This window comes from Pseudomonas sp. NY5710 (genome assembly GCF_013305665.1).
GTDB lineage: Bacteria > Pseudomonadota > Gammaproteobacteria > Pseudomonadales > Pseudomonadaceae > Aquipseudomonas > Aquipseudomonas juntendi.
This window is the reverse complement of sequence record NZ_CP045554.1, coordinates 352,431-364,943: the sequence shown is the minus strand read 5'-3', so window position 1 is coordinate 364,943 and position 12,513 is coordinate 352,431. Positions and strand designations below refer to the sequence as shown.

At 62.5% G+C, this 12,513-nt stretch carries 8 protein-coding genes; 7 read left to right on the top strand and 1 reads right to left on the bottom strand.

Annotated elements, in window-relative coordinates; translation table 11 throughout:
* Positions 1-336: 336 nt before the first annotated feature.
* The 5 genes from aceE to GEV39_RS01590 all read left to right on the top strand — a co-directional run bounded on the left by aceE (position 337) and on the right by GEV39_RS01590 (position 9,028).
* A complete protein-coding gene (gene aceE / locus GEV39_RS01610) occupies positions 337-2,982 on the top strand; it encodes a pyruvate dehydrogenase (acetyl-transferring), homodimeric type (RefSeq protein WP_173887360.1) in 2,646 nt (881 codons plus the stop codon).
* 13 nt (positions 2,983-2,995) lie between these two features.
* Positions 2,996-4,636, top strand: a complete 1,641-nt coding sequence (gene aceF / locus GEV39_RS01605; protein ID WP_054881578.1) for a dihydrolipoyllysine-residue acetyltransferase — start codon at positions 2,996-2,998, stop codon at positions 4,634-4,636.
* Positions 4,637-4,885: 249 nt separating this feature from the next.
* Positions 4,886-7,576, top strand: a complete 2,691-nt coding sequence (locus tag GEV39_RS01600) for a putative bifunctional diguanylate cyclase/phosphodiesterase (protein WP_173887358.1) — start codon at positions 4,886-4,888, stop codon at positions 7,574-7,576.
* A gap of 156 nt (positions 7,577-7,732) precedes the next feature.
* A complete protein-coding gene (msrA, locus tag GEV39_RS01595; RefSeq protein ID WP_054904284.1) occupies positions 7,733-8,401 on the top strand; it encodes a peptide-methionine (S)-S-oxide reductase MsrA in 669 nt (222 codons plus the stop codon).
* 3 nt (positions 8,402-8,404) lie between these two features.
* Positions 8,405-9,028 carry a glutathione S-transferase gene (locus tag GEV39_RS01590; protein WP_173887356.1) on the top strand — a complete coding sequence of 208 codons (624 nt, stop codon included), beginning with the start codon at positions 8,405-8,407 and terminating at the stop codon, positions 9,026-9,028.
* 175 nt (positions 9,029-9,203) lie between these two features.
* Here the strand turns inward: GEV39_RS01590 and rloA2 are convergent, their stop codons facing one another.
* Entirely contained in the window at positions 9,204-9,704 is a 501-nt protein-coding gene (gene rloA2 / locus GEV39_RS01585) for a retropepsin-like aspartic peptidase RloA2 (RefSeq protein ID WP_173887355.1), read from the bottom strand.
* A gap of 182 nt (positions 9,705-9,886) precedes the next feature.
* Here rloA2 and yihG point away from each other — a divergent pair, with 182 nt between their 5' ends.
* Positions 9,887-10,774: a 1-acylglycerol-3-phosphate O-acyltransferase, YihG family gene (gene yihG, locus GEV39_RS01580; protein ID WP_173887353.1), complete on the top strand. Its 888-nt coding sequence runs from the start codon at positions 9,887-9,889 to the stop codon at positions 10,772-10,774.
* A 223-nt stretch (positions 10,775-10,997) separates the two neighbouring features.
* Positions 10,998-12,347: an APC family permease gene (locus GEV39_RS01575; protein ID WP_173887351.1), complete on the top strand. Its 1,350-nt coding sequence runs from the start codon at positions 10,998-11,000 to the stop codon at positions 12,345-12,347.
* Positions 12,348-12,513 lie beyond the last annotated feature (166 nt).

Here is a 12,513-nt window from a genome sequence, read left to right as displayed (position 1 = left end):
GGAAGCCGGACCACGGTTGGACTGTCGTACAAAAGTTGGAAATAGCTGAAAAAAATGCAAAATTGGCAACAAACATCAAGAAACACCCGTTCGCGACACAATGCCAACCAACATGAACGTTTTTCCTCACAAGCCAACGTGCGACCAAACGTCGCACAATTGTAGTTTTACTACTACTCGTGTCGTGTAAAAGCATGAAATGCGCAAGCAAATGTAGTAAAACTACAACGCGCCGGACGACACCCCGGTAATCCAAGAATTCACGACGTCTGCCCATAAGGCCAGTCGCAATCTCAGGCAATCGATTCTGGTTGCCTTTCCGCCCTGGAGCAAGCCATGCAAGACCTCGATCCAATCGAAACCCAGGAATGGCTGGATGCCCTGGAGTCGGTCCTCGACAAAGAAGGCGAAGACCGCGCTCATTACCTGATGACCCGTATGGGCGAGCTGGCCACCCGTAGTGGTTCCCAGCTGCCGTATGCGATCACCACGCCATACCGCAACACCATCCCTGTCACCCACGAAGCACGCATGCCTGGCGACCTGTTCATGGAACGCCGCATTCGCTCGATGGTGCGTTGGAACGCCCTGGCCATGGTCATGCGTACCAACCTGAAAGACTCGGACCTGGGCGGACACATCTCCAGCTTCGCCTCCAGCGCCACCCTGTACGACATCGGCTTCAACTACTTCTTCCAGGCCCCGACCGAAGAACACGGCGGCGACCTGATCTTCTTCCAGGGCCACGCCTCCCCAGGCGTCTACGCCCGCGCCTTCATGGAAGGCCGCATCAGCGAAGAGCAGATGAACAACTTCCGCCAGGAAGTGGACGGCAACGGTCTGTCTTCGTACCCGCACCCATGGCTGATGCCTGATTTCTGGCAGTTCCCGACCGTTTCGATGGGTCTGGGCCCGATCCAGGCCATCTACCAGGCCCGCTTCATGAAGTACCTGGAAGCGCGCGGCTTCATCCCTGCCGGCAAGCAGAAAGTCTGGTGCTTCATGGGCGACGGCGAGTGCGACGAGCCGGAATCGCTGGGTGCAATCGCCCTGGCCGGCCGCGAGAAGCTGGACAACCTGATCTTCGTCATCAACTGCAACCTGCAGCGCCTCGACGGCCCGGTTCGCGGCAACGGCAAGATCATCCAGGAACTCGAAGGCGTGTTCCGTGGCGGTGGCTGGAACGTCAACAAAGTCGTCTGGGGCCGCTTCTGGGACCCACTGCTGGCCAAGGACACCAACGGTGCCCTGCAGCGCCGCATGGACGAAGTCATCGACGGCGAGTACCAGAACTACAAAGCCAAAGACGGCGCGTACGTTCGTGAAAACTTCTTCAACACCCCGGAACTCAAGGCCATGGTCGAAGACCTGTCCGATGACGAGATCTGGAAGCTCAACCGTGGCGGCCACGACCCGTACAAGGTCTACGCGGCTTACCACCAGGCGGTGAACCATAAAGAGCAGCCGACCGTCATCCTGGCCAAGACCATCAAGGGTTACGGTACCGGTGCCGGCGAAGCCAAGAACACCGCGCACAACACCAAGAAGGTCGACGTCGACAGCCTGCGTCACTTCCGTGACCGCTTCGACATCCCGGTCAAGGATGCCGACCTCGAGAACCTGCCGTTCTACAAGCCGGAAGAAGGTTCTGCCGAAGCCAAGTACCTGGCCGAGCGCCGTGCTGCCCTGGGCGGTTTCGTGCCTCAGCGCCGCGCCAAGAGCTTCAGCGTGCCAACCCCGCCGCTGGAAACGCTGAAAGCGATCCTGGACGGCTCGGGCGACCGCGAAATCTCCACCACCATGGCCTTCGTGCGTATTCTGGCGCAGCTGGTCAAGGACAAGGACATCGGCCAGCGCATCGTGCCGATCATCCCGGACGAAGCCCGTACCTTCGGTATGGAAGGCATGTTCCGCCAGCTGGGTATCTACTCGTCGGTCGGCCAGCTCTACGAGCCAGTCGACAAAGACCAGGTGATGTTCTACCGCGAGGACAAGAAGGGCCAGATCCTGGAAGAAGGCATCAACGAAGCCGGCGCCATGTCGTCGTTCATCGCTGCCGGTACCTCGTACAGCTGCCACAACCAGCCGATGCTGCCGTTCTACATCTTCTACTCGATGTTCGGCTTCCAGCGTATCGGCGACCTGGCCTGGGCCGCAGGCGACAGCCGCACCCGTGGCTTCCTGATCGGCGGTACTGCCGGCCGCACCACCCTCAACGGTGAAGGCCTGCAGCACGAAGACGGTCACAGCCACATGATGGCGGGCACCATCCCGAACTGCCGCACCTACGATCCAACCTACGGCTACGAGCTGGCGGTGATCATCCAGGACGGCATGAAGAAGATGACCGAAGAGCAACAGGACATCTTCTACTACATCACCGTGATGAACGAATCCTACCAGCAGCCAGCCATGCCGGCCGGTGTCGAGGAAGGCATCATCAAGGGCATGTACCTGCTCGAAGAAGACACCCGCGAAGCGGCACACCACGTACAGCTGATGGGCTCCGGCACCATCCTGCGCGAAGTGCGCGAGGCGGCGAAGATCCTGCGTGAAGAGTTCAACGTCGGTGCCGACGTGTGGAGCGTCACCAGCTTCAACGAACTGCGTCGCGACGGCCTGGCCGTAGAGCGCGCCAACCGCCTGAAGCCTGGCCAGAAGCCACAAGAGACCTACGTCGAGCAGTGCCTGGCCGGTCGCAAAGGCCCGGTCATTGCCTCTACCGACTACATGAAGCTGTTCGCCGAGCAGATTCGCCAGTGGGTACCGAGCAAAGAGTTCAAGGTCCTGGGTACCGACGGTTACGGTCGCAGCGACAGCCGCAAGAAGCTGCGTCACTTCTTCGAAGTTGACCGCCACTTCGTAGTGCTGGCTGCCCTGGAAGCCCTGGCTGACCGTGGCGAGATCGAACCCAAGGTTGTTGCAGACGCTATCGTCAAGTTCGGCATCGACCCGGACAAGCGCAACCCACTGGACTGCTGAGGAGTATTTTTAAGTGAGCGAACTCATTCGCGTACCTGACATCGGCAGCGGTGAAGGTGAAATCATCGAGCTGTTCGTCAAGGTCGGTGACCGTATCGAGGCTGACCAGAGCCTGCTGACCCTGGAGTCCGACAAGGCCTCCATGGAGATCCCGGCCCCCAAGGCCGGTGTCATCAAGGAGCTGAAGGTCAAGCTGGGCGACCGCCTGAAAGAAGGCGACGAACTGCTGGTGCTGGAAGCCGAGGGCGCCGCTGCTGCGGCCCCTGAGGCGCCAGCCGCTGCACCGGCCGAGGCTGCAGCCCCGGCCCCGGCCGCTGAAGCCGCCCCTGCCCCAGCTGCAGCGGCTGCACCGGCTGCCGCCGCCGTGCAGGATATCCACGTGCCAGACATCGGTTCGTCGGGCAAAGCCAAGATCATCGAAGTACTGGTCAAAGTCGGCGACACCGTCGAAGCCGACCAGTCGCTGATTACCCTGGAGTCCGACAAGGCCTCCATGGAAATCCCGTCGCCGGCTGCCGGCGTGGTCGAAGAAGTCCTGTGCAAGCTGGAAGACGAAGTCGGCACTGGCGACCTGATCTTCAAGCTGAAGGTCGCTGGCGCAGCACCTGCTGCTGCCCCGGCACCTGCCGCCGCTGCCCCGGCCAAGGCTGAGGCTGCCCCGGCTGCCGCACCTGCTGCTGCCGCCCCGGCGGCAGCCCCTGCGCCGGCTACCACCGCGCCGGCTGCCGGTAGCAACGCCAAGGTCCACGCAGGCCCGGCGGTGCGCCAACTGGCCCGTGAATTCGGTGTCGACCTGGGCGCAGTCGCGGCCACCGGCCCGCACGGTCGCATCCTGAAGGAAGACGTGCAGGTGTACGTCAAAGCGATGATGCAAAAGGCATCGAGCGCCCCGGCAGCTGCCGGTGCGACCGGTGGCGCCGGCATCCCGCCGATCCCTGCCGTGGACTTCAGCAAGTTCGGTGAAGTGGAAGAAGTGGCCCTGACCCGCCTGATGCAGGTCGGTGCCGCCAACCTGCACCGCAGCTGGCTGAACGTGCCGCACGTGACCCAGTTCGACTCCGCCGACATCACCGAGCTGGAAGCCTTCCGCGTGGCGCAGAAGGCCGTGGCCGAAAAGGCTGGCGTGAAGCTGACCGTACTGCCACTGCTGCTCAAGGCCTGCGCATTCCTGCTCAAGGAACTGCCAGACTTCAACAGCTCGCTGGCGCCAAGCGGCAAGGCCATCATCCGCAAGAAGTACGTGCACATCGGCTTCGCCGTGGACACCCCGGACGGCCTGCTGGTCCCGGTGATCAAGAACGTCGACCAGAAGAGCCTGCTGCAACTGGCTGCCGAAGCTGCGGCACTGGCTGAAAAAGCCCGTACCAAGAAGCTCTCGGCTGACGAGATGCAGGGTGCCTGCTTCACCATCTCCAGCCTCGGCCACATTGGCGGCACCGGCTTCACGCCGATCGTCAACGCGCCGGAAGTGGCGATCCTTGGCGTGTCCAAGGCGACCATGCAGCCGGTCTGGGATGGCAAGGCCTTCCAGCCCAAGCTGATGCTGCCACTGTCGCTGTCCTACGATCACCGTGTGATCAACGGCGCTGCCGCCGCGCGCTTCACCAAGCGCCTGGGCGACGTGCTGGGCGACATCCGCACCATGCTGCTGTAAGGCGGCCCACTGCCCCTGCATGCAGGGGCAGTTCCTTTTTCGAGCTGCCACGCTCGTACCTCAACCCCGTCGATTGGCGGGGCTTTTTTTGCCCGCCGGAAAACCAGGCCAAACTACAGATTCCGGCCAGGCCGCCGATAACCCCTACACAGCATCACACATGGCTGCTTGCCAGCCCTTGGCACATGATGCAACCTTGCCAGACCCGCAGCGGCCCTACGCAGCATTCCCTCTTCAAGCGAGTCTTCGATGAAAAGCCAACCCGATGCCGCCAGCCGTGTGGCGGCCGAGGTCGTCACGCCGTTACCCGTGCCCTCGCGGCTGGGCATGCTGCGTTTCGAAAGGCTTAACGAAGCCAGCTGGGCCATGCTTTACCTGGACCCAGCCTGCGAGCGGCAGTTCGGCCTGCATGCCGGCACCTTGTGCGCACAGTTCGATGCGCCCTATGCCAGCCTGATGGAGCCCGAGGCACGCTACCGCCTGCACGACGAGATCCAGCAGCAACTGGCCCAGCGCGGTTACTACCGGGTGCGCTATACCCTGCATACGCCCAATACCGCACTGCGCCTGCTGGAGGTGGGTGAAGCCTACAAGCAGCACAACCGCCTGCTGCTGCGCGGCTACCTGAGCGTGCTCGACGGCCAGCCGCACGACGCCGCCGAGCAGGATGCCAACGACCTGGAATCACGCAACAACCGCCTGCAGCTGGCCTTGCAGCTGAACCAGCGCGCCCAGCAGGAGCAACTCGAGCACTTGGAACGCGTGCGCGGCCAGCAGGACCTGATCCTGCGCCTGGCCCGCCAACGTTACAGTGCCGAGAACTCGCTGCTGGAAGCCGCCCAGCTGATCACCCAGAGCGCTTGCGAAATCTACAACGTCGACAGCGCCAGCATCTGGCACCTGGAAGACCAGCGCCTGGAACCGATCACCGCGTGGAAACGCGACACTCAGGAACACCGCCGCCCCGAAGCCATCGACGCCAGCCACTTCCCGGACTACCTCGACGCGCTGCACGCCAGCCGCGCCATCGATGCCCATAACGCCGGCCATGACCCGCGCACCCGTGAGCTGGCACGAAGTCTGTGCCCGGAAAACAAGGCCATGCTCGACGCCAGCATTCGTGTCGACGGCCAGGTGGTGGGTGTGCTGTGCCTGGAGCAGACCGGCCAGCCCCGTGCCTGGCAGTCGGATGAAATCGCCTTCGCCGGCGAACTGGCCGACCAGTTCGCCCAGGTCATCACCAACCACAACCGCCGCGCTGCAGCCAACGCCCTGCACCTGTTCCAGCGTGCGGTCGAACAAAGCGCCAGCGCGTTCCTGCTGGTCAACCGCGATGGCCGGGTGGAGTACGTCAACCCAAGCTTTACCGCCATTACCCAGTACAGCACCGACGAAGTACAAGGCCGCCACCTCGGCGAGCTGCCGGCGCTGGAAAACCTCAATGAGTTGTTGTTCGACTCACCGTCGAGCCTGGCCATGGGCAACAGCTGGCAAGGTGAATTCAAGAGCCGGCGCAAGAACCTCGAGCCCTACTGGGGGCAACTGTCGATTTCCAAGGTGTACGGCGACAACCGTGAGCTGACCCACTACATCGGCATCTATGAAGACATCACCCAGACCAAACTGGCGCAGCAGCGCATCGAACGCCTGGCGTACACCGACAACCTGACCAACCTGGGCAACCGCCCGGCGTTCATTCGCAGCCTGGATGAGCGCTTTGCCCGCGACGGCGAACACTCGATGTGCCTGCTGCTGGTAGACATCGACAACTTCAAGCGCATCAACGACAGCCTTGGCCATCAGACCGGCGACAAGCTGCTCATCAGCCTGGCCCGGCGCCTGCGCAACAGCCTGCACAGCGGCGGTATCCTGGCACGCTTTGCCAGCAACGAGTTCGCCGTGCTGCTGGACAACACCATCCTGGAAGATGGCCAGGGCGTGGCCCTGCAGTTGCTGCGCACCCTCGACAAGCCGATGTTCGTCGACAACCAGTTGATCAACGTTACCGCCTCGGTCGGCCTGGCCTATGCCCCCTTGCACGGCAGCGACCCGGCCAGCCTGATGAAGAACGCCGGCCTGGCGCTGCACAAGGCCAAGGCCAACGGCAAGCACCAGGTGCAGGTGTTCACCGAAGTGCTCAATGCCGAGGCCAGCTACAAGCTATTCGTCGAGAACAACCTGCGGCGCGCGCTGACCCAGAACGAGCTGGAGGTGTTCTACCAGCCCAAGCTGTGCCTGCGCAGCGGTCGCCTGCTGGGCCTGGAGGCGCTGCTGCGCTGGAACCACCCCGAGCGCGGCATGATCCGCCCGGACCAGTTCATCAGCGTGGCCGAGGAAACCGGCCTGATCATCCCCATTGGCAAGTGGGTCGTGCGCCAGTCCTGCCGCATGAGCCAGGAATTGCGCGCCGCTGGCATGGGTAACCTGCATGTGGCCATCAACCTGTCGCCCAAGCAGTTCTCCGACCCGGACCTGGTGGCGTCGATCAGCAGCATCCTCAAGGAAGAAGCCCTGCCCCCGCACCTGCTGGAGCTGGAGCTGACCGAAGGCTTGCTGCTGGAAGCCAGCGAAGACACCCACCGCCAGCTGGAAGAACTCAAGGCCCTGGGCCTGACCCTGGCCATGGACGACTTTGGCACCGGCTACTCGTCGCTGAGCTACCTGAAGAAGTTTCCGATCGACATCCTCAAGATCGACCGTAGCTTCATCAACGAAATCCCCGACAACCAGGACGACATGGAAATCACCTCGGCAGTGATCGCCATGGCCCACAACCTGAAGCTGAAGGTGGTGGCCGAGGGCATCGAAACCCCGGAGCAGCTGGCATTCTTGCGTCGGCACCGGTGTGATGTGGGCCAGGGGTACCTGTTCGACCGGCCGATCCCGGGGCGCGAGCTGGCCGAGCGGTTGAAGCGCTATCCGCGTGGACCGGTGGCCTGACAGCGGCGTAAACCTCGGGCACTATAGAAGCCATTCGGGCCTCTTCGCGGGCACGCCCGCTCCCACAGGTTCCCCACAACATTCAGTCCTGTGGGAGCGGGCATGCCCGCGAAAGCCCCAACACCTATCCAACTGATTAAACACAGAGGAACGGCCATGGTCCTGCGTTCGGAAATCCTGGTGAACAAAAACGTCATGCCTACCGCGGAACAGGCCCTGCCTGGCCGCGAAACGCCAATGAGCCTGCCCGAGTTCCACTACGTCTTCAAGGACACCCCACTGCTCGGCCCGTTCTTCGAAGGCAGCATCGACTTCGCCATCTTCGGCCTAGGCTGCTTCTGGGGCGCCGAGCGCCGCTTCTGGCAGCGCGAAGGTGTGGTCAGCACCGTGGTGGGTTATGCCGGCGGCTTCACCCCGAACCCAACCTATGAAGAGGTTTGCTCGGGCCTGACCGGCCATACCGAAGTGGTGCTGGTGGTGTTCGACAAGGACAAGGTCAGCTACCGCGAGCTGCTGGCGATGTTCTGGGAGCTGCACAACCCAACCCAGGGCATGCGCCAGGGTAACGATGTCGGCACCCAATACCGCTCTGCCATCTACTGCACCAGCCCGGAACAGCTGGAACAGGCCAAGGCCAGCCGTGACGCTTTCCAGGCCGAGCTGAGCAAGGCCGGGTTCGGCGAAATCACCACCGAAATCGACCAGGCACCGACGGTGTACTTCGCCGAGGCCTACCACCAGCAGTACCTGGCCAAGAACCCGGACGGCTATTGCGGCATCGGCGGTACCGGCGTGTGCCTGCCACCCAGCCTGCAAGGTAACTGAAGCATGAGCACGATGACGCTGTTCCACTCGCCCTTGTCGCCGTTCGTGCGCAAGGTGATGGTTGTGCTGCACGAAACCGGCCAGTTGCAGCGGGTGCAGCTGCAGCCGGTCAACATCAGCCCGGTGAGCGGCGACCCGCAGCTGAACCAGGACAACCCGATCGGCAAGATCCCGGCGCTGCGCCTGGAGGACGGCACCGTGCTGCACGACAGCCGGGTGATCTGCGAGTACCTCGACCAACAGCACGTCGGCCTGCCGCTGCTGCCACGCGAAGGCTCGGCGCGCTGGCGGCGCCTGACGCTGGTGTCGCAGGCCGATGCGATCCTGGATGCAGCGGTATCGTGCCGTTATGAAAGCTTCCTGCGGCCTGAAGACAAGCGCTGGGACGGTTGGCTGCAGGCGCAGGGCGACAAGATTCGCCGTAGCCTGGCCAACCTGGAGCAGGAGCATTTGCCTGAGCTGATGTCCGGGTTCGACCTGGCGGCGATTGGCGTGGCCTGTGCGCTGGGGTATCTGGACCTGCGTCAGCCCGAGTTCGGCTGGCGCGAGCGCCAGCCTGGGCTGGCCGCGTGGTATGCAGAAGTGAGCAAGCGGCCGTCGATGGTCGCCACTTCTGCGCAGGCCTGAAGGGCCTCTTCGCGGGCACGCCCGCTCCCACAGGGACAGCACAGTATTCGAAAGCTGTGCATTACCTGTGGGAGCGGGCGTGCCCGCGAAGGCCTCACCTGGGTACCACAGGAAACAACTGCCCAATCCTGACCCAATCAGCGCCCGCGCTGTTTGCCCTCCCTCAAGCTACGTATCAGCAGCCTGGCTTGCCAGCAGTAAATTTCTTCGCTGGGTTGACCGCCGCCTTGAACTCGCGCAGCGCCTTGGAGCCAATCAACAGCGGGTAGTTGAAGTTGCTGCGGTCCACCAGGTTCACTTCAACAGTGCGTTTCACGTCACCCAGGCACAACTGCAGGTCGACCACCGGGCGCTTGGAAACTTCCGGCGTATCCCCTTCGTCTTCCTCATCGGCCCGCCCTTTGATCTTGCTGATACGCGAGACCTTGTGCTCGTAAACTTTGCCATCGGCGTCCTTGGTCGCCAGACGAAAGCGCACCCACTCATCGCCATCGCGGGTGAACAACTCGATATCCTTGGCCGACAGCGACGCGGTAAAGGCGCCGGTATCCATCTTGGCTTTCAACGTTTCGCCCAGCTCGGGCAGGGCGATATTCTCGTAACGGCCGTAGAGGGTAGGGTCGGCGGCCATCACCGGCAGTGACAACAACGACAACAGGGCAAGCAAAGGTTTCACAGGCAGGCTTCCTTCAAAGAGGTCAGTGCTTAGACTGCACTGGCAGGATAGGTTCGTTGCCACAAGGTTATCCAACATGTTGTGAAACATTTGTTCCTGCCGCCGGGCATCGGACATTTGGCGTAGGCCCCGGCGCTGCTTATCATTGCGCCCTGCCAATTTCATACAACAAGAGTTTCCTTATGCGTCGCCTGCTTACCGGCATTCTTACGACCACCCTGCTGCTGCTCAACACCTTGGTGCTGATCTGCCCGCTGCTGGTCTTCGCCCTGCTCAAACTGGTGTTGCCGGGCCGTGGCCGTGACTATGCCTCGTGGGCGGTGATGTGGGTGGCCGAAACCTGGTCGGAAATCGACAAGGCCATCTTTGCCCTGTGCATCCCCACCCAGTGGGACATCCGCGGCGTCGAGAACCTGCGCAAGGACACTTCCTACCTGGCGGTGAGCAACCACCAGTCCTGGGTGGACATTCCGGCCCTGATCGAAAGCCTCAACCGGCGCACGCCGTTCTTCAAGTTCTTCCTGAAAAAAGAGCTGATCTGGGTACCGCTGCTGGGGCTGGCCTGGTGGGGGCTGGATTACCCGTTCATGAAGCGCTACAGCAAGGCCTTTCTGGCCAAGCACCCCGAGCTGAAGGGCAAGGACCTAGAGATCACCAAGGCCGCCTGCGAGCTGTTCAAGCGCCAGCCGGTGACCGTGGTCAACTACCTTGAAGGCACGCGCTTCACCGACGCCAAGCGCCAGGCGCAACAGTCGCCATATCGCTACCTGCTCAAGCCCAAGGCCGGTGGCGTGGCGTTCGTGCTGGCGGCGCTGGGTGAGCAACTCGATGCGCTGCTGGACGTGACCATCGTGTACCCAGGCAACAGGGCGCCTGGGTTCTGGGATTTGCTCAATGGCAGCATTAGCCGGGTGATTATCGACATTCAGGTGCGTGAGCTGGACCCTGGATTGTGGGCGGGGGATTACGAGAACGATCCTGAATTCCGCCAGACGGTGCAGGCCTGGGTGAACCAGTTGTGGTTGGACAAGGACCAGCGGATCGAGCAACTGCGGGGGGAGAGGGGCTGAGGTGTTTACCGCCTGATGGGGCCTCTTCGCGGGTGAACTCGCTCCTACAGAGGGTGGTGCTACCTTCGGGCTTGCGCTGCCACCCGCGGCCCGCTCAGGCAGCCCAACAATCCGATTAAAACCCAAGCTAATAATCAACATAAGGATTACTTTTTTGTCATCCCCCACCCAAGTGGATAAAAATCGACCAAAGCACAACTAAAAAAACGCTCTGGATCGATCGATGGCCAACCCACCCAGCTCCAACTCCGCTCAGCTTCGCCGTGTTCTCGGCCTTCCGGCCCTGGTGTTCTTCGGCCTGGTGTACATGGTCCCGCTAACCATCTTCACCACCTATGGCATCGTGACAGAGCTGACCGGGGGCCGCACCGCCAGCGCCTACATGGTCACCCTGGTGGCCATGCTGTTCACCGCCGCGTCCTACAGTTTCATGGTCAAGCGTTTCCCAGTAGCAGGCTCGGCGTACTCCTACACCAACATGGCTTTCGGCCCCAACGTCGGTTTCCTCGCTGGCTGGTCGCTGCTGCTCGACTATCTGTTCCTGCCGATGATCAACTACCTGTTGATCGGCTTGTTCCTCAATATCGCCTTCCCGGCCATCCCGGCGTGGTCCATTGCGCTGGCCTCGATCGCCCTGGTCACCGTGCTCAACGTGGTCGGCATTCATTCGGTGGCCAAAACCAGCAACCTGATCGTCGGCGCGCAGATCGTCTTCATCGTGGTATTCGTGGCCCTGTCATGCCAAACGCTGGCCGGCCAGCCGCTCGACCTGCTGTCGCCGCTGCTGGGTGACGGCTCACAACCTGGCTTTGGCGCGCTGATGGCTGGTGCGGCGGTGTTGTGCCTGTCGTTCCTTGGCTTCGATGCCGTTTCGACCCTGGCTGAAGAATGCCGCGATGCCCGCCGCGACGTGCCAAGGGCGATCATCCTCACCACCCTGTTCGCTGGCGTACTGTTCACCGTGCTGGCCTATGTCAGCCAGCTGGTCATGCCGGGCACCACCTTCGCCAATGCCGATGCGGCGGCCAACGAGGTGATGTTCAAGGCGGGTGGGCAGTTCCTGGCCAACTTCTTCACCGCCGCTTTTGTTGCCGGCAGCCTGGGCTCGGCGCTGGCCTCGCAGGCGGCAGTGTCGCGCATCCTGTTCACCATGGGCCGTGACAACGTGCTGCCGCGGCGCAGCTTCGGTTACCTGTCGCCACGGTTCGGCACCCCGGTGTTCGCCATTTTGCTGGTGTCGGCGTTTTCGCTGCTGGCGTTGGTGATCGACCTGGCGACCCTGGCCTCGCTGATCAGCTTTGGTGCGCTGGTAGCGTTTTCGGCGGTGAACCTGGCGGTGGTGAAGACCCACCTGATGGATGACGGGGCGCAGCGCAACCTCAAGGGGCTGCTGTGCTATGGCCTCGTGCCGCTGGTGGGCCTGGCGTTGACCTTGTGGCTGTGGACCAGCCTGTCGGCGCTGACCCTGGTGATCGGCCTTTGCTGGTTTGCCCTGGGTCTTGCCTACCTGGCCGTACTGACCGCCGGCTTCCGCCGCCCGGTGCGCCTGGTGGACTTCACAGAAACAGCCTGACTCCGCGTTCCCGGGCTTGACTCCGCTTTCCCGGACTTGCGCGGTCGCTTGTAGGAGCGGCCTTGTGTCGCGAAAGGGGCGCGCAGCGGCCCCGGCAATCTTTGACGCGAAGCTGAAAATCTGGGGCCGCTGCGCAGCCCTTTCGCGACACAAGGCCGCTCCTACA

Bases quoted from the DNA above. Each gene is read 5' to 3' on its own strand.
- GEV39_RS01600 (WP_173887358.1), top strand. From the start codon at position 4,886: ATGAAAAGCCAACCCGATGCCGCCAGCCGTGTGGCGGCCGAGGTCGTC.
- msrA (WP_054904284.1), top strand. From the start codon at position 7,733: ATGGTCCTGCGTTCGGAAATCCTGGTGAACAAAAACGTCATGCCTACC.
- GEV39_RS01590 (WP_173887356.1), top strand. From the start codon at position 8,405: ATGAGCACGATGACGCTGTTCCACTCGCCCTTGTCGCCGTTCGTGCGC.
- GEV39_RS01575 (WP_173887351.1), top strand. From the start codon at position 10,998: ATGGCCAACCCACCCAGCTCCAACTCCGCTCAGCTTCGCCGTGTTCTC.
- yihG (WP_173887353.1), top strand. From the start codon at position 9,887: ATGCGTCGCCTGCTTACCGGCATTCTTACGACCACCCTGCTGCTGCTC.
- aceE (WP_173887360.1), top strand. From the start codon at position 337: ATGCAAGACCTCGATCCAATCGAAACCCAGGAATGGCTGGATGCCCTG.